The organism is Streptomyces sp. NPDC005438 (genome assembly GCF_040606315.1).
GTDB lineage: Bacteria > Actinomycetota > Actinomycetes > Streptomycetales > Streptomycetaceae > Streptomyces.
In genome coordinates this window covers 370,764-390,837 of the sequence record NZ_JBEXEP010000006.1, presented here as the reverse complement: position 1 = coordinate 390,837, position 20,074 = coordinate 370,764, and the positions used below count along the sequence as shown (strand labels likewise).

The following is a 20,074-nucleotide window of genomic DNA, read 5'->3' as shown; positions in this document are numbered from 1 at the left end:
GGCCGTGGCCCTGCCCCGGTCGGCCGCCCTGGTGGTGGCCGCCCACGCGGTGCACCGGGCCGGCGGCGTCTACATGCCGCTCGACCTGGCGCACCCCACGGTCCGGCTGGCCGGAATGCTGGCCGACAACCCGCCCCGGCTGACGCTCACCGACCGGGCCTCCGCCGACCGGCTGCCGTCTGGCCCGGACGCCCCGACCGCCCTGGTGCTGGACGACCCGGCCATACGGGCGCGGACCGATCAGGCCGAGCCCTGCCCGCTGACCGACCCGCACCCGGCGTCGCCCGCCTACGTCCTGCACACCTCCGGTTCCACCGGCCGGCCCAAGGCGGTCGCGGTACCGCACGGGGCGCTGGGCAACCGACTGGCCTGGACCCAACGGCACTTCCCCCTCGGCCCGGGCGACCGGATGCTGTGCAAGGCGGCACCCGGCTTCGACGTGTCGGTGTGGGAGGTCTACGGCCCCCTGCTGCGCGGGGCGGCCGTGGTGGTGGCCCGCCCCGACGGGCACCGCGACCCGGCGTACCTGGCCGAACTCATCGCCCGGGAACGGGTGACGGCCGTCCACTTCGTCCCCTCCATGCTGGCGCTGTTCGCCGCCGAGCCGGCGGCGGCCCACTGCGAGGGCCTGCGCTGGGTGTTCGCCGGGGGCGAGGCCCTCAGCGACGCCCTGGTGCGGGACTGCGCGGAACGGATACCCGCCCCGGTCGTCAACCAGTACGGGCCCACCGAGGCCGCCGTCGACGTCACCGCCCGCACCGCCGTACCCGGCGAGGGCGACATGGTGTCGCTGGGCACCCCCGGGGCCGGCACCCGCGCCTACGTGCTGGACGAGCGACTGCGCCCGGTACCCCCCGGGCTGACCGGCGAGCTGTACCTGGCCGGTGCCCAACTGGCCCTCGGCTACCTCGGCGAGACCGGCCGCACCGCCGAACGCTTCCTGGCCGACCCGTACGGGCCGGCCGGCTCCCGGATGTACCGCACCGGCGACCTGGCCCGCTGGAACCGCCGGGGCGAGCTGGAGTTCGCCGGCCGCGCCGACGACCAGCTGAAGCTGCGCGGCGTACGGATCGAACCCGACGAGATCCGCGCCGCCCTGCTCACCCACCCCGGGGTACGGGACGCGGCCGTCGTCGCGCGCCAGCCGGAGGACGGCCCCGCCCTGCTGGTCGGCTACGTGACCGGCGACCGGGACCAGCCCGGACAGCCGGAGGAGAAGGAGCTGCTGCGGCACCTGACCGGACAGCTGCCCCCCGCGATGGTCCCGGCCGCCGTGGTGGTGATGGACCGGTTCCCGCTGACCGCTAACGGCAAGCTGGACCGCGCCGCACTGCCCGAGCCGCCGCGTGCCGAGGCCGGGGAGCAGCGCCCCGAGGGCGAGGCCCAGCAGGTGCTGGCCGACCTCTTCGCCGAACTGCTGGGCCTGCCCTCGGTCGGCGCCCATGACAGCTTCTTCACCCTCGGCGGGGACAGCATCACCTCCATCCAACTGGTCAGCGCCGCCCGGCGACAGGGCTGGGTGATCACCCCGCGCGAGGTGTTCGAGCAGCGCACCGTGGCCGCCCTCGCCGAGGTCGCCCGCCGCGCGGACGAGGCCGGCGGGGCCCACGACCCCGGCCACGGCGAGGTGCCGCTCACCCCGGTGATGCACGCCATGCGCGAGCGCGGCGGCGACCACCGCACCTACGGCCAGTCGATCCTGGTCACCACCCCGGCCGGCCTGGACGCGGCACGGCTGGAGCGGGCCCTGACCCGACTGGTCGCCCATCACCCCGTGTTGGCCGCCCGGGTCGACTGGGACGCCGAGGTGCTGCGGGTGCCCGAGGAGCCGCACCCCGGTGCGGGCTGGTTCCGCGCGGTGACCGTGGACGGCTCCCTGGAGGAAGAGATACGGACCCACTCGCGGCGGGCGGCCACCGAACTGGCCCCCGAACAGGGGCTGATGCTGCGGGCCGTCTGGTTCGACCAGGGCGGGGGCCGTACCGGCCGGCTGCTGTTGGTCGCCCACCACCTGGTGGTGGACGCCGTGTCCTGGCGGGTGCTGCTGCCGGACCTGGAGCAGCTGTGCCAGGACGACGACTCGGTGCCCCCGCCGCCGGTGGAGGTGTCCTTCCGCACCTGGGCGAAGGCCCTGCGGGAGGGCGCCGCCGACCGGCGTGAGGAACTGCCGTACTGGAGCGGCCAGGTCGGACAGCTCGAACTGCCCCTGGGCGTACGGGCCCTGGACCCCCGGGCGGACACCCCGGACACCGTCGCCGAACTGTCCACCTCGGTCACCGGCGACCTGGCCGAGGCGGTGCTCCAGGAGGTGCCGACGGCCTTCCACTGCGGCGAGCAGGAGGTGCTACTGACCGCCCTCACCCTGGCCCTCGCCCGGGCCCGGCACGGCCGGGCGGACTCCACGCTGGTGCTGCTGGAGGGCCACGGTCGGGACACCGGGCTGCTGGACCGGGAACCGTCCCGGACGGTGGGCTGGTTCACCAACCTCTACCCGGTGCGCCTCGGCCTGGACGGCGCCGACCCGCAGGCCGCCCTGACCGACCCCGAACTGGCCGGCCGGGTCCTGAAGAGGCTCAAGGAGGAACTGCGGGCGGTACCCGACCACGGTGTCGGCTACGGCCAACTCCGCTACCTCGACCCCGAGTCGGCGCCCACCCTGGCCGCCGGCGCCCGCCCCCAGATCGGCTTCAACTACCTGGGCCGCTTCGAGGTGGGGGAGCGCGCGGAGGACCAGACCGCCGAGCCGCGCCCCTGGACCCCCAGCCCCGAGTCCGCGCAGGTGTGGCGCGAGCCCAGCGCCCTGGAGGTGCACGTGGCGGTGGACCTCAACATCACCGCGCTACGCCGGCCCTCGGGCACCGAACTGGCCGTCACCTGGCACCACGCCACCGGCCCGGTCCCGGCCGAGTGGATCACCGAGCTGGACCAGTGGTGGCGTACCGCGCTGCGGACGCTGGTGGACAGCGCCCGGGGCGACGCCGCCGGCCACACCCCGTCCGATCTTGGCCTGCTGTCTTTGAGCCAGGACGAAATCGACGAGTTCGAAGATGAGTGGAGAATCTAAGTGACCAGCGCCCAACGCTCAGGACTGCAGGACATCCTCCCGCTGTCCCCCCTGCAGAAGGGGCTGTACTTCCTGTCGTCGTACGACGACAGCGCGTGGGACGTCTACAACGTGCAGCTCAGCTTCGAACTCGAAGGACCCCTGGACCAGGCCCGGCTGCACCGGGCCGGCGAGGCGCTGCTGCGCCGCCACCCCAACCTGATGGCGGCGTTCCGGCAGCGGAAGAACGGTGAACCGGTCACCCTGATTCCCCATCAGGTGCCCCTGCCGTGGACCGACATCGACCTGTCGGGACTGGAACCCGACGAGCGGGAACGCCGGTTGGAGCGGCTGACGGAGGCGGACCGTCGGGCCCGGTTCGACCTGGCCACCCCGCCCCTGGTCCGGTTCACCGCCCTGCGGCTCCAACCGGAGCGGTACCGGCTGCTGTTCACCCACCACCACCTGCTGCTGGACGGCTGGTCCACCGCCCGGGTGGTGCAGGAGCTGTTCGCCCTGTACCGGGCCGACGGCGGCGGCGACGGCGACGCGGAACTGCCCACCCCCCGCCCGTACCGCGACTACCTCGCCTGGACCGCCGAACGGGACCCCAAGGCCGACCAGCGGGTCTGGCAGGAGGCGCTGGCCGGACTGGACGGGCCCACCCTGGTCGCCCCCGAACTGGCCCAGTCCGCCCCGGCCGAACCGGGCACCCAGGACGTGGAGTTGGGCCCGGAGCTGGGCCGCGCCCTGCTGGACCGGGCCCGGGACCTGGACCTGACCGCCCCGGTGGTCGTACAGACCCTGTGGGCACTGGTGGTGGGCGCGCTGACCGGACGCGCCGACGTGGTGGTCGGCACCACCGTCAGCGGCCGGCCGCCCGAACTGGCCGGGGTGGAGTCCATGGTGGGCCTGTTCATCAACACCCTGCCGGTACGGGTGCGGAGCCGCCCCGAGCGGACCCTCACCGCCCTGCTGCGGGAGGTCGGCGCCGAACAGACGGCCCTGCTGGCCCACCACCACACCCCGCTGACCGAGGTGCAGAAGGCCGCCGGCCTCGGCGGGCCGCTGTTCGACACCCTGTGCGTGTTCGAGAACTACCTGGTCGAGGGCGCTGACAGCGCCGCCGGCGCCGACGAGCAACAGGCCGGTGAGCCCCAGGAGTTCGCCGGACTGCGGGTCGCCGCCATCAGCGGTCAGGACGCCACCCACTACCCCCTCACCCTGGTGGCCGCCCCCGCCGCCGACGGCGGGCTCAGCCTGCGGCTGCGCTACCGCGAGGACGCCTTCAGCCCTGAGCGGGCCCGGGTGCTCGCCCAGCGCACCCGCCGGGTGGTCGAGCAGTTCGTCGCCGACCCCGGGCGCCGGCTGGCCCGGCTGGACCCGCTCACCGAGGGCGAGCGCCGGCTGGTACGGCACACCTTCAACGCCGACCAGCGTCCCCTGGAACCGGACACCCTGCCCGGACTGTTCCAGCGGCGGGCTGCCCAGCACCCCGACCAACCGGCCGTGGTGGACGGACACCAGAGCCTCACCTACGCCGAACTCAACGCCCACGCCAACCGGTTGGCCCACCAGCTGATCGCCGCCGGGGTGGGCCCCGAGGACGTGGTGGGCGTCGCCCTGCACCGGGGCGCCCCGGTGTACGTGGCCCAACTGGCGGTGGCCAAGGCGGGGGGCGTCTTCGCCCCCCTCAACCCCGACTACCCGACCGACCGGCTGGCCGACCTGGTGGGTGACAGCCGGCCCCGGGTCCTGATCGGCCAGCGGGGCGTGGACCCCTCGCCCTGGGCACCCCACGTCCCGGTGCTGCCCGTCGAGGGGGCCTGGGCGCCGGGCGGGCCCGACCACGACCCCACCGACGCCGACCGCCGCGCACCCCTGCGCCTGCGGCACGGCGCGTACCTGATCTACACCTCCGGCTCCACCGGCCGGCCCAAGGGCGTCCTGGTGGAGCACCGGCCCCTGGTCGACCTGGTCGCCTGGGCCCACGACTGCTTCGGTACCGGCCCCGGTGACCGGGTCACCCAGTTCGCCTCACCCAGCTTCGACGTGACCTTCTGCGAGCTGGCCAACTCCCTGTTCGCCGGCGCCACCCTGGTGGTCGTCCCCGAGGAGCGCCGAGCCGGCCGGCCCCTGGCCGACTTCCTGGTCGAGGCCCGGATCACCCTGGGCGTGATCCCACCGACCGTGGTCGCCTCGCTGCCCCCGGACGCCCAACTGCCCCCCGAGCTGAGCCTGATCGTCGGGACCGAGGCACTGCCGGCCGAGGTCATCCGCTCCTGGGCCAGCCGCCACCGGCTGTTCAACGCCTACGGTCCGACCGAGGCGGTGGTGAACTCCGCCACCTGGCGGGTCCCCGCCGACTGGACGGGGGGACCGGTGCCCATCGGCCCCCCCGACGTCAACAAGCGCGCCTACGTACTGGACGACGCCCTGCGCCCGGTCGCCCCCGGCGTACTGGGGGAGCTGTACCTCGCCGGCGTGGGCCTGGCCCGGGGCTACCTGGGCCGCCCCGACCTGACCGCCGACCGCTTCGTCGCCAACCCCTTCGACGGGCCCGGCGAGCGGATGTACCGCACCGGTGACCTGTGCCGCTGGAACGAGCACGGTGAGCTGGAGTACGCCGGACGTACCGACCACCAGCTGAAGATCCGGGGGTTCCGGGTCGAGCCCGGAGAGGTCGAGGCCCAGCTCACCGCCCACCCGGCCATCCGCCAGGCCGTGGTCAGCGACCACGCCGACGCCCAGGGCACCCGCCGGCTGGTCGCCCACGTGGTGGCCGAGGGCGGCCCGGACCAGGCGCCCGACGCCGCCGAACTCGCCGCCCACCTGGCCGGGTCGCTGCCCGAACACATGGTGCCCGCCGCCTTCGTCACCCTGGACGCGCTGCCCCTGACCCGGGCCAACAAGATCGACCGCGCCGCCCTGCCCGCCCCCGACTTCCAGGCCGCCACCGGCTCCGGCCCCGCCCCGCGCACCGACGCCGAGGAGGAGGTGGCCGCGCTCTTCCGCGAGGTACTGCGGCTGCCGGAGGTCGGCGCCCACGACAGCTTCTTCGCCCTGGGCGGGGACAGCATCTCCTCCATCCAACTGGTCGGCGCGGCCCGGCGCCGGGGACTGCGGCTCACCCCGCGCGAGGTGTTCGAGCAGCGCACCGTGGAGCGGCTGGCCGCCGTCGCCCGGCCCGTGGAGGCCGCCCCGGCCGTCCAACGGGGCGAGGGCAGCGGCACCGTACCGCTGACCCCCATCCTGCGCTGGCTGGTGGAACGCGGCGGACCCCTGTCCGACTACCACCAGTCCACCGTGCTGCACACCCCGCCCGGCACCACCGAACAGACCCTGCTCGACGGGCTGGCGGCGGTACGTGACCACCACGACCTGCTGCGGGCCACCCTCACCGACCAGGCCCTGGAGGTTCCCCCGCCCGGCACCACCGGCCCGGCCACCCCGCTGACCCGGATCGAGGCGGTCACCACCCCCGAGGCCGACCTGGTACCCACCCTGCGCCGGCACGCCCGCGAGGCCGCCGACCGACTGGACCCCCGGGCCGGGGTGATGCTGCGCGCGGTGTGGCTGGACGCCGGCCCCGACCGGGGCGGACTGCTGGCCCTGCTGATCCACCACGCGGTGGTGGACGGCGTCTCCTGGCGGGTGCTGGGCGAGGACCTGGCCACCGCCTTCGAGGCCGCCCGCACCGGGCGCCGCCCCGAACTGCCGCCCGTGGGCACTCCGTTCCGCCTCTGGGCCGAGGGACTGCGGAAGGCCGCCGAGCGGCGCGCCGACGAGGCCGACCACTGGCTGTCCCTCGCCGACGCCACCCCGATCGCGCCCCCGCTGGACCCCGAGCGCGACACCCTGGGCAGCGCCCGTACGGTCTCGGTGCGGCTGGACCCCGAGGTGGCCGGCCCCCTGCTGACCGAACTGCCCGACCGCTACCACGCCGGGCCGGACGAGGTGCTGCTGACCGCACTGGCCATGGCCCTGGTCGCCTGGCGGGGCGCGGCTGACCCCGTACTGGTGGACCTGGAGGGCCACGGGCGGGTCGAGGACGCCGTACCCGGGGCCGAACTGTCCCGTACCGTCGGCTGGTTCACCAGCGTCCACCCGGTACGCCTGGATGTCGGCGACACCGCCCCCGACGTGGGGGACAGCCAGCGGGTCGGCACCGTACTCAAGCGGGTCAAGGAACAGCTACGGGCCGCGCCCGACCAGGGGATCGGCCACGGACTGCTGCGCCACCTGCACCCCGAGCTGGGGCCCCGCCTGGCCGAGGTGCCCCCGGCGGCCATCGGCTACAACTACCTGGGCCGCTTCGCCGGCACCGGCTCCGACCAGCACACCCCCGCCCCCTGGACCCCGGCGGTCGCCGGCTCCCTGGGCGGAGGCGCCGACGACCGGCTGCCGCTCTCCCACGCCCTGCAACTGAACGCCTCCGCCGTGGACGGCCCCGAAGGCCCGGTGCTCCAGGCCGCGTTCACCTTCCCCGAGCGGCTGTGGGACCGCCCCGAGGTCGAGCGGCTGGCCGAACTGTGGCTGGCCGCGCTGCGTACCCTCCACCGGCACCTGGACCAGTCGGCGGCCGGCGGGCACAGCCCCTCGGACTTCCCCCTGGTCACCGTCGACCAGCCGGTGATCGACGAGCTGGAGTCCGCCCACGGACCGCTGTCGGACCTGCTGCCGCTGTCCCCCCTCCAGCAGGGGTTGTACTTCCTGGCCAGCCTGGGCGCGGAATCCACCGGCGAACTCGACGTCTACACCACCCAGTTGACGCTGGAGATCAGCGGCCCGCTGGACGCCGAACGGATGCGGCGCGCCGCGGGCACCCTGCTGGAACGCCACCCCAACCTGCGGGCCGCCTTCCACGACCGGGGCGAGGACGAACCGCTCCAGGCCGTACCGGAGAGGGCGACCGTGCCCTGGCGGGTCGAGCACCTCGGTGACAGCCCCGAAGCGCGGGCCGAGGCGGAGGAACTGCTGCGCCGGGAACGCTCCCGACGCTTCGACCTGACCGCCCCGCCCCTGGTGCGCTTCACCCTGGTACGCCTCGGGGAGGAACGCCAACTGCTGGCGGTCACCTCCCACCACATCCTGCTCGACGGCTGGTCCGGCCCACTGCTGATCCAGGACCTGCTGGCCCTCTACCAGGGCACCCCCCAGCCGGCCCCCCGCCCCTACCGCGACTACCTGGTGTGGCTCGCCGACCGGGACCGGGCCGAGACCGAGGAACTGTGGCGGGCGGCCCTGGCCGACATCGAGGGGCCCACCCGACTGGTACCCGGGGCGGCCGACCTGCCCGCCGGGGTACCCGAACGGGTCCAGGTGCCGCTGGACGCGCGACTGGTCGAGCGGCTCTTCGACTTCGCCCGCGCCCGGCAGGTCACCGTCGGCTCCGTGCTCCAGACCGCCTGGGGCCTGCTGCTGGGATGGCTCACCGGACGGCAGGACGCCGTCTTCGGGATGACCGTCTCCGGCCGGCCCGCCGACCTGGAGGGCTCTGAGGGCATCATCGGCCTGTTCATCAACACCGTGCCCACCCGGGTCACCGCCCGCCCCGACCAGACCGGGGCCGAACTGGTGGCCCAGGTCTCCGCCCAGCAGGCCCGGCTGATGGACCACCAGTACGCCTCGCTGGCCGAACTCCAGCGGCTCGCCGGACACCGCGAACTCTTCGACACCCTGCTGCTGTTCGAGAACTTCCCGGTGGACGCCGAGACCCTGCGCCGCGCCGAGCGCGGAGCCGGACTGGACGTCACCGGGGCGGAGGGCCACGACGCCACCCACTACCCGCTGGTGCTGGTCGCCCTGCCCGGAGACCGCCAACTCGCCCTCGCCCTGGACCACCGTCCCGAACTGCTGGACGCCGATCGCGCCCGGACCATCGGCGCCCAACTCGTCACGGCGCTCGAAGAGTTGGTGGGCCGGCCCGAACGCGCCGTGGCCGAACTCGCCCCCACCACCGCCGAGCATCCGAGGCTGGACGGCCCCACCGCCGAGGTCACCCCGCTGACCCTCGCCGAACGGTTCGAGTGGCAGGCCAAGGCCACCCCCGAGGCGGTCGCCCTGGTCGTCACGGACACCACCGGGGAACCCGCCGAGTGGACCTACGACCGGCTGCTGCGCCGGGTGAGCACCCTCGCCGCCCGCCTCACCGAACGGGGAGCGGCCCCCGGCACCCTGGTGGGCGTCTGCCTGCCCCGTACCGCCGACCTGGTGGCCACCCTGCTGGCGGTCTCCGCCACCGGCGCCGGCTACGTACCGATCGACCCGGACTTCCCCGCCGAACGGATCGCCTACCTGCGCGAGGACGCCCGGCCGCTGCTGGTGGTCGAGGGCGACTCGCCCCTGCTGGCTCCCGGCGAGGAGACCGTCCCGGACCTGCCCGGCAGGGCACCGAACCCGCACGAGACCGCCTACGTCATCCACACCTCCGGCTCCACCGGCAACCCCAAGGGCGTGGTCGTCAGCCACCGCAACCTGGCCAACCTGCTGGACGACATGGCCGACCGGCTCACCTTCGGCCCCGGCCACCGGCTGCTGGCGGTCACCACGGTCAGCTTCGACATCGCCGCCCTGGAACTGTTCGTCCCCCTGGTCACCGGCGGCACCGTGCTGCTGGCCGACCGGGAACGGGTACGTGACCCGCGCCTGCTGAGCCGCTTCGCCCAGGACACCGGGGCCACCCACCTCCAGGCCACCCCCTCGCTCTGGCAGGGGCTGGTGGAGGCCACCCCCGAACTGCTGGACGGGCTGACCGTCCTCAGTGGCGGCGAGCCCCTGCCCGCCGACCTGGCCGCCCGACTGGCCGGGCGCGGGCGGGCGTTGCTCAACCTCTACGGGCCCACCGAGACCACCGTGTGGTCCACCGCCGCCCCCCTGGACGGCACCGGCGCCCCCCACGTCGGCCACGCCCTGCGCAACACCACCGTGCGGGTGCTGGACGCCTGGCTGCGGCCGGTACCGGTGGGCACCCCGGGAGAGCTGTACCTCGGCGGGACCGGAGTCGCCCGGGGCTACCTGGGCCGCCCCGGCCTCACCGCCGCCCGCTTCGTCGCCGACCCCCGAGGCACGGCGGGGGAGCGGATCTACCGCACCGGCGACCTCGCCCGGGTCGAGGCCGACGGCACCCTCACCGTGCTCGGCCGGGTGGACCACCAGCTCAAGGTACGCGGCTACCGGGTGGAGCCCGGCGAGATCGAGGCCCGGCTGCGCAGCCACCCCGAGGTGGGCGAGGCGGTGGTGGTCGGACTGCCCGACGCCACCGGGGCGACCCGACTGGTCGCCTACGTCACCGGACAGGCCGAGGACCCCCGCGGCTACCTGCGCGAGCGGCTCCCGGAACACCTGGTGCCCTCGGTGGTGGTGAACCTGCCGGCGATGCCGCTCACCCCCAACGGCAAGATCGACCGCTCCGCCCTGCCGGCCCCCGACAGCCAGCCGGACACCGGGTCCACCCGCGCCGCCCGGGACCCCCGGGAGGCGGTGCTGACCGAACAGTTCGCCCGGGTACTGGAGTTGCCCGCCGTCGGACCCGACCAGGACTTCTTCGCCCTGGGCGGACACTCCCTGCTGGCCATGCGACTGGCCAACCGACTGCGCTCCGCCCTGGGCTGCGAGGTGGCGCTGCGCGACGTGTTCGACCACCCCACCCCGGCGGCCCTGGCCCAGGCCGTACTGCCGCGCGAGGACGTACGGGCCCCCCTGGTGCCCCGGGAGCGGACCGAGGACGAGCGGCTGCCGCTGTCCTTCGCGCAGCGCCGGCTGTGGTTCCTGCACCGGCTGGAGGGGCCCAGCGCCACCTACAACCTGTTCTTCGCCCTGCGACTGACCGGCGAGCTGGACCTGCCCGCCCTCCGGGCCGCCCTCGGCGACCTGCTGGAGCGGCACGAGAGCCTGCGCACCGTCTTCCCGGACGTGGACGGGCTGCCCTACCAGCGGATCCTGGACACCGCCCGGGCCCGCGAGGAGGTGGACCTCGACCCCGAGGAGGTGCCCGAGGACCGGCTGGAGGCCGAACTCCACCGCCAGGCCACCACCGCCCTCGACATCGTGGACCGGATACCGCTGCGCGTCCGGCTGCTGCGGCTCCCCCAGGAGGGCCCCGGTGACGCGCCCCGACACGTACTGACCGTCACCCTGCACCACATCGCGGGCGACGAGTGGTCGATGCGGCCCCTGACCGAGGACCTGCGCACCGCCTACGCGGCCCGACGCCGGGGCGCGGCCCCCGACTGGACCCCGCCGCCGGTGAGTTACGCCGACTACTCGGTGTGGCAGCGCCAGGTGCTCGGCGAGGAGGACGACCCCGACAGCCTCCTCGCCCGGCAGGCCGACTACTGGCGCCGCACCCTGGCCGAGGCCCCCGAGGAACTGGCCCTCCCACTGGACCGGCCCCGGCCGGCCACCGAGGACCACCGGGGCGCCACCGTCACCTTCGCCCTGGACCCCGACACCCACGCCCGGCTGCGGGAGCTGACCGCCGAGACCGGCACCAGCGGCTTCATGGCCGCCCAGGCCGCCCTGGCGGTACTGCTGGCCGGCCACGGCGCCGGTACCGACCTGCCGATCGGCACCCCGGTCGCCGGCCGCTCCGACGCCGCCCTGGACGACCTGGTGGGCTTCTTCGTCAACACCCTGGTGCTGCGCACCGACCTGTCCGGCGACCCCACCTTCCGCCAACTCCTGGACCGCGTACGGCAGGTGGACCTGGCCGCCTTCGACCAGGCCGACCTGCCCTTCGAACGGCTGGTGGAACTGCTCGCCCCGGACCGTTCGCTGTCCCGGCACCCGCTGTTCCAGGTGATGCTGGTGTTCCAGAACGTCACCGACCGGGCGCTGACCCTGCCCGGCCTGGAGGTCACCCCGCTGGGCGCCGACCCCGGAGTGGCCAAGTTCGACCTGTCCTTCACCCTGGCCGAACTCCCCTCCGGGGGCGGCGTCAACGGGATGCTCACCTACCAGACCAGCCTGTTCGACCGGGACACCGCCCAGGCGCTGGCCGACCGCTACGTCCACCTGATCGGGGCCCTGGTCGCCTCCCCGGACGTGCCCTTCCACCGGGTGCCGGTGCTGCCCGAGGGCGAACCGGCCGACCGCGAACGCCAGGACGAGGGCCCGGCACGGGACCTGCCCCCCGAGCCGCTGCCGGTCCTGCTGGCCCGCGCCCACGCCCGTACCCCCGAGGCGCCGGCCGTGCTGGACGACCAACACCGCCTCAGCCACCGGGAGTTCGACCAGCGGGTGGGCCGGCTCGCCGGCTGGCTGCGCGCCCAGGGCGTCGGCCCGGAGAGCCGGGTCGCGGTGGCCCTTCCCCGTTCGGTGGACCTGGTGGTCGCCCTGCACGCGGTGCTGCGCTCCGGCGGCGCCTACGTACCGGTCGACCCCGGCTACCCGGCCGAGCGGATCGCCCACATGCTCACCGACAGCGCCCCCGAAGTGGTGCTCACCCACGGCGGGTTGGCGCGGGAGCTGCCCACCGGGGCGCCGGTGGTGGACCTGGACGCCCTCGGCGCCACCCTGGCCGGAACCGAACCGGTCGGGCCGCCCGAGGGGCTGCGCGGCGACCACACCGCGTACGTGCTGTACACCTCCGGCTCCACCGGCCGGCCCAAGGGCGTGGCGGTCACCCACCGGGCCCTGGTCAACCGGCTGCTGTGGATGGCCGACCGGTACCCGACCGACGCCGAGGACCGGGTGCTGCAGAAGACCCCGGCCAGCTTCGACGTGTCGGTGTGGGAGTTCTTCCTGCCCGCGCTGTGCGGCGCCCCCCTGGTGGTGCTGCCCGACGGCCAGCACCGCGACCCGGCGCAGGTGGCCGAGACCGTACGACGGCACCAGGTCACCACGCTGCACTTCGTCCCCTCCATGCTGGCCGCCTTCGCCGAGGAACCGGCCGCCCGGGAGTGCGTCAGCCTGCGCCGGATCTTCGCCAGCGGCGAGGCCCTGACCCCGGCCACCGCCCGCGCGGTCCACCGGGCGCTGCCCGGGGTGGAGCTGCACAACCTGTACGGGCCCACCGAGGCCACCGTGGACGTGACCGCCTGGGCGGTCACCGACCCGGACCGGGACGGCAGGGGCGTACCCATCGGCCAGCCCGTGTGGAACACCGGCGCCCGGGTGCTGGACCCCTGGTTGCGCCCCGTGCCGCACGGGGTGACCGGCGAGCTGTACCTGACCGGGGTCCAGCTGGCCCGGGGCTATCTGGGCCGCCCCGGGCTGACCGCCGAACGCTTCCTGGCCGACCCGTACGGACCGGCCGGCACCCGGATGTACCGCACCGGCGACCTGGTGCGCCGCCGCCCGGACGGGGCGCTGGTGTTCGTCGGCCGCGCCGACGGACAGGTCAAACTCCGGGGCCTGCGGGTGGAGTTGGGCGAGATCGAGGCCGAACTCGCCGCGCTGCCCCACATCGCCTCGGCCGCCGTGGTGCTCCGCGAGGACCAGCCCGGGCAGCGGCTGCTGACCGGCTACCTGGTGCCCTCGGCGGGGGAGACCCCCGACCTGGAGGAAGCCCGCGAACGGCTGGCGGGAGTGCTGCCCGAACACATGGTGCCCGGGGCACTGCTGACCGTGGACACCCTGCCGCTGACCCCCAGCGGCAAGCTGGACCGCTCCGCCCTGCCGGCGCCCGACCTGACCGCCCGCTCCACCCGGGTCGCCCCCCGGGGCGTACGCGAGGCGCTGCTGACCGAGCTGTACGCCGGGCTGCTGGGCCTGCCCGAAGTCGGCGCCGAGGACAGCTTCTTCGCCCTGGGCGGCGACAGCATCCTGTCCATCCAGCTGGTCGCCCGCGCCCGTCGGGCCGGGCTGGGGCTCACCGCCCGGGACGTGTTCGAACACCGCACCCCGGCCGCCCTCGCCCGGGTGGCCACCACCGAGACCGCCACGGCGGTCGACGTACCGGCCACCGGGCTGACCCCGCCGACGCCCATGATGCGCTGGGCCCTGGAGCGGGGCGCCGAACACGGCGCGCACCAGTACCAGCACCTGACCACCCCGGCGGACGCCACGGCCGAGACCCTGCGCGCGGCCGTGGCCGAACTGCTGGGCTGGCACCCCGCCCTGCGCGCGGTGCTGACCGGCGAGGGCGAGGACATCGCCCTGGAAGTGCCGGAGGAGGCCCACCAGCCGGTGGAGGAACTGCTGCGGGTGGTGGACCTGCGCCGGCTCGACGGCCCGGACCTGGCCGAGACGCTGGCCCGGCACGCCTCCGAGGCGGTGGCCGCCCTCGACCCCCGCGCCGGACGGATGGTGTCCGCCGTGTGGGGCGACCGGGGAGAGGGCCACACCGGCCGCCTGGTGCTGGTCGTGCACCACCTGGCGGTCGACGGGGTGTCCTGGCGGGTGCTGCTGGGCGACCTGGTCGCCGCGTACCAGGCCGCCGCCTCCGGCCGGCCGGCCGAGCGGCTCAGCGAACCCACCAGCCCGTTCCGCCAGTGGGCCCTGGGCCTGGAGGACGCCGCCGAGGCACCCGAGCGGCGTGCCGAGGTGGCGCACTGGCGTGACCGCGCGGCCCGGGTGCGCCCGCTGCTGGAGGAGCGGCCCGAACCGGACCCGACCTCGGACGAACCCTGGAGCGTGGACGTCCGGTTGAGCCCCCGGGTCACGGCCGACCTGCTCACCCCCGTACCCGCCTCGGTGCACGGTGCGATCCAGGACGTGCTGCTGGCGGCACTCACCCTGGCCGTCGCCCGATGGCGCGCGGGTCGGGGAGAGGACCCCACGGGTGGCGAGGTCGTGGCCGTCGAGGGCCACGGCCGGGAGGAGTCCCTGGTGCCGGGCGCGGACCTGTCCGACACCGTGGGCTGGTTCACCACCTGGTACCCGGTCCTGCTGGCCACCGGCCAGGCCGCCACCGACCGGGCCCTGGACGCCACCTCGGCCCGTGACCTGCTGCGGGCCGCCAAGGAGGAGAACCGCGCCTTCACCGACAGCGGTGTGGGCCACGGACTGCTGACCCGGCTGACCGGCGAGGTCCCCGAGCGCACCCCCGACCTGGTCTTCAACTACCTGGGCCGGCAGGCTGGTTCGGCCGCCGCACCGGCCGGCGACGGCAACACCGGGGACCAGAGCGCGACCTGGGCACCCGCACCGGAGGACCTGCCGCCGCTGCGCCCCGACGGACGGGCGGTGCCGTCACTGTTCCCGGTGGAGGTCAACGCCTCCACCGTGGACGGCCCGGAGGGCCCCACCCTGGTCGCCCGCTGGAGCGGCACCCCCGGGGCGCTGCCCGAGCCGGAGGCCCGCACCCTCAGCCGGCTGTGGACCCGGGCGCTGGAGGAACTGGCCGAACGGGCCGGCGGGGCCGGCCGGGATCTCGCACCGACCCACACCCCCTCGGACTTCCCGCTGGTGGAACTGGGGCAGCGGGAGGTCGACGAACTCCAGGAGCGCCTGCCCCAACTGGTCGACGTCTGGCCGCTGACCCCGCTCCAGGAGGGCCTGCACTTCCTCGCCGGCTTCGCCGACGACGGCCCCGACGTCTACGCCATGCAACTGGCCCTGCGGCTGTCGGGCGACCTGGACCCGACCGCCATGCGCGAGGCGGTCGCCGAACTGCTGGAACGCAACGCCAACCTGCGGACCGCCTTCGTCACCACCTCCACCAGCCCCTCGGCCGTGCAGGTCGTCCTGGGGGAGGTCGAGCCGGACTGGTCCGAGGTGGACCTGTCCACCGTTCCCGCCGGGGAACGGGAGGACCGGCTGCGGGAGCTGACCGAGCGGGAACGCTTCCGCCCCTTCGACCTCACCCGCCCGCCCCTGGTGCGGATGAGCCTGGTGCGCGTGGACGCGCGGCGGCAGATCCTGCTGGTGACCAACCACCACCTGGTGCTGGACGGTTGGTCCGTCCCGCTGCTGATGCAGGAGTTGTTCCAGCTGTACGCGGCCCGGGCCGACGCCTCGGCCCGGCCCGCCCCCCGGCGCCCCTTCCGGGACTACCTGAAGTGGCTGGACGCCCAGGACGAGCGGGCCGCCCAGGACGCCTGGGAGCGCGCCCTGTCCGGGGTCACCGAACCGACCCTGCTGGCACCGACCGACCCGGCCCGGGTGCCGGTGCTGTCCCGGAGGCGTACCGCCGCCCTGGACGCGCGACTCCTGGAGCGGTTGCGGGAGGTGGCCCGGCGTGCGGAGGTGACCCTCAACACGGTCACCCAGTTCGCCTGGGGACTGCTGCTGGCCCGCCACACCGGGCGCGACGACGTGGTGTTCGGGGTGACGGTCTCCGGCCGTCCGCCGGAGTTCGAGCAGGTCGAGAGCATGGTCGGACTGTTCATCAACACCCTGCCGGTACGGGTGCGGCCCGACGAACGGCTGAACGTGGTGGAGGCCCTGGCACGCCTCCAGCGGGAACAGGCCGAGCTGCTGCCGTACACCCACCTGGGGCTGTCGCGGATCCAGCGGATCGCCGGAGTCGGTGAACTCTTCGACACCCTCGTGGTGTTCGAGAACTACCCGGTGGACGCCGACGGACTGCGGGACGCCGAGCGTTCCGGGGCGCTGGAGGTCACCGGCGGGGACAGCGCCGACGCCACCCACTACCCGCTCACCCTCGCGGTGGAGCCGGCGGCCGGCCGGCTGACCCTGGAGTACCGCCCGGACCTGTTCACCGAGGAGCAGGCCGCCGACCTGCTGGGCCGACTGGAGTGGCTGCTGGGCCGGCTGGCCGAGGAGCCGGCGGCCCCGGTACGCGCACTGGAGGCCCTGCGGCCCGAGGAGCGGCACCGGGTGCTGGTGGACTGGAACGCCACCCACCAGCCGGACCCGCCCGGCACCCTGCCGGCACTGCTGGCCGAGCGGATCGCCGAGGACCCCACCGCGCCGGCCGTGGTCAGCGGTACGACCAGCCTCGACTTCGGGGAGCTGGGCCGGCGTTCGGCCCGGTTGGCCCACACCCTGATCGGGCGGGGCGTCGGCCCGGAGGACGTGGTGGCGCTGATGCTGCCGCGCACCGAGGAGTTCCTGGTCGCCCTGCTCGCCGTCCACCAGGCCGGTGCCGCCTACCTGCCCCTGGACCCGGACTACCCACCCGAGCGGGTCGCCTTCATGGTGGACGACGCCCGCCCCCGACTGCTGGTCACCACCGGTGCCCTACGGGAGCGGGTACCCACCGCCCAGGCGCTGGTGCTGGACGACCCCTCGGTGGGCGCCGAAATCGCCGGACAGCCGTCGGCCGCGCCCACCGACCGCGACCGGACGCGGCCCCTGCGGCCCGAACACCCGGCGTACGTCATCTACACCTCCGGCTCCACCGGCACCCCCAAGGGCGTGGTGATCCCCCAGCGCGGGGTGGTCAACCTCTTCCACAGCCACCGCAGGGCGCTGTACGAGCCGGTGGTCCAGCGCACCGGACGGCACCGGCTGAAGGTGGGCCACGCCTGGTCGTTCTCCTTCGACGCCTCCTGGCAGCCCCAGCTGTGGCTGTTCCACGGCCACTGCGTGCACGTGCTGTCCGAGGAGATCCAGCGGGACCCCCAGGCCCTGGAGGCGTACCTCAGGACCGAGGGCGTGGACTTCATCGAGGTCGCCCCCTCGGTGCTGGCCCAGCTGGAGCAGGTGGGCCTGACCCGGGACGGCGACTGCCCGTTGCCGCTGCTCGGGGTGGGCGGCGAGGCGGTGCCGGACGCCCAGTGGGAGCGGCTGCGGAAGCTGCCGCACACCGAGACCGTTAACCTCTACGGCCCGACCGAGGCCACCGTCGACTCCCTGCTGGCCCGGGTGCGTGACTCCGAACGCCAGGTGATCGGGCACCCGGTCGACAACGCCCGGGTCTACCTGCTGGACGACGGGCTGCGGCCGGTGCCGCCCGGGGTGGCGGGGGAGATGTACCTCGCCGGGGCCGGACTGGCCCGGGGCTACCTGGGCCGACCCGGGCTGACCGCCGAACGGTTCGTCGCCGACCCCTTCGCCGCCGACGGCGGACGGCTCTACCGCACCGGCGACCTGGCCCGCTGGACCCCCGACGGCGCGGTGGAGTTCCTCGGCCGGGTCGACGACCAGGTCAAGATCCGGGGCTTCCGGGTGGAGCTGGGCGAGATCGAGAAGGCGGTGTCCGAGCTGCCCGAGGTCGCCCGGGCGGCCGTGGTGGCCCGGGAGGACGGGGGCGTACGCCGGCTGGTGGCCTACGTCGTCCCCGGTCCGGGCGGCGCCCCGGAACCGGGCGAACTGCGGGCCCGGGTCGCCGAACGGCTGCCGGACCACCTGGTTCCGGCCGCCTTCGTCCTGTTGGACGAGTTGCCGATGACCGCCAACGCCAAGCTGGACAAGGGCCGGTTGCCCGCCCCGGACTTCCGGTCGGCGGTCGGCGGCCGGGAACCGGTCGGCCCCCGGGAGACCGCGCTGTGCCGGGCCATGGCGGAGGTGCTGGGCCTGCCCCGGTTCGGTGCGGACGACGACTTCTTCGCCCTGGGCGGGGACAGCATCGTCTCCATCCAGCTGGTCAGCCGTGTCCGGGCGGACGGCTGGGACCTCTCGCCACGGCAGGTGTTCCAACTGCGCACGCCGGCCGCCCTGGCGCCCCGTCTGGAGGGCGCCGAGCACCTGGTGGCGGAGGAGGAGTCCGAGGGCTGGGGCGAGGTGCCGGCCACCCCGATCCTGGAGTGGGTGCGCGAGGTCGGCGGCCCCCTCAACGAGTACTCCCAGTCCACCCTGCTCCAGGTGCCGGCCGCGCTGCGCTGGGAGCAACTGCTGCCGTCCGTACAGGCGTTGCTGGACCGCCACCAGTTGCTGCGTTCCCGGCTGGACCGGGGCGAGGGCGGCCCGTGGAACCTGGTGGTGCCCGAGCCGGGCACCGTACGGGCCGAGGAGCTGACCCGACGGGTGGAGGTGACCGACACCCCGGCGGGCCGACCGCTGGCCGAGGTGATGGGGCGCCACCTGATGGAGTCGGTGCGGGAACTGGACCCGGACGCCGGGCGGATGCTGCGGGTGGTGTGGTTCGACGCCGGACCCGACCGGCCCGGCCGGTTGCTGCTGCTGGCCCACCACCTGGTGGTGGACGGTGTCACCTGGCGGGTCCTGCACCCCGACCTGCGCCAGGCGTGGCAGGCCGTCGCCGAGGGCCGTGCCCCCGAGCTGCCGCCGGTACCGACCTCCTTCCGGGGCTGGGCCCGGGGACTGGTCGAGGCCGCCGGACAGCCCGAGCGGGAGGCGGAGTTGGACCACTGGCGCCGTACGCTCCAGCTGGCCGGCGCGCCACTGGCGGGCCAGCGCCTCGATCCGGCAAGGGACACCGTGGGCTCGCTGGACCACCTGCGGGTGGAGTTGCCGGCCGAGTACACCGAACCCCTGCTGACCACCGTGGTCGCCCGTACCGGCGCCACCGTGGACGCGCTGCTGCTGGGCGCCCTGTCCCGGGCCCTGGCCGACTGGCGGGCGGAACGGGGCGACGCCGAGGGCGCGCACACCGTGGTCGCCATGGAGGGGCACGGCCGCGAGCAGCAGGTGGTGCCCGGCGCCGACCTGTCCCGCACGGCGGGCTGGTTCACCTCGGTACGCCCGGTGGGCCTGGACGCCTCCGGGGTGCCCGAGGGGGCCGAGGGGCTGCCCGAACTGGTGCGCCGGGCCGAGCGGGAGCTGTCGGCGGTACCGGACGGGGGCATCGGCTACGGGATGCTGCGCTACCTCAACCCCCGTACCCGACCGGTCCTGGAGCGGGCCGGGGTGATGGAGACCCAGTTCAACTACCTGGGCCGGTACGCCGGTTCGGGGGTCACCGAACCGGGCGAGCACGCCGCCGAGGGTGCCGAGGGTGCCGAGGGTGCCGAGGGTGCCTCCGCCACCCCGGACGGCACCGACTGGGCCACCGCCCCGGAGGGCGCGGTCCTCGGCGGTGGCCGCGACCTGGACATGCCGGTCGGCTATCTGCTGGACGTCACCGCCTCGGCGGTGGACGGCCCGGACGGCCGACCCCGGCTGAACGCCGGCTGGGCGTGGCCCGGGCGCCTGCTGTCCCAGGAGGAGGTGCGGCAACTCGCCGAGGGCTGGGTGGAGGCCCTGGCGGCGCTGGTACGCCAGGTCACCCAGGAGGGCTGA

At 75.0% G+C, this 20,074-nt stretch carries 2 protein-coding genes (1 of these 2 running past the window's edge); both read left to right on the top strand.

The features are described 5' to 3' along the window. On the top strand, positions 1-3,064 hold the 3' end of the coding sequence (locus ABZT14_RS15850; RefSeq protein WP_356302129.1) for an amino acid adenylation domain-containing protein. The gene continues 12,497 nt to the left of window position 1, outside the view; the window shows 3,064 of its 15,561 coding nt (coding positions 12,498-15,561); its start codon lies beyond the left edge, outside the window; its stop codon occupies positions 3,062-3,064. Beyond that, positions 3,065-20,074, top strand: coding sequence for an amino acid adenylation domain-containing protein (locus tag ABZT14_RS15845; RefSeq protein ID WP_356302126.1), 17,010 nt, complete (start codon positions 3,065-3,067; stop codon positions 20,072-20,074).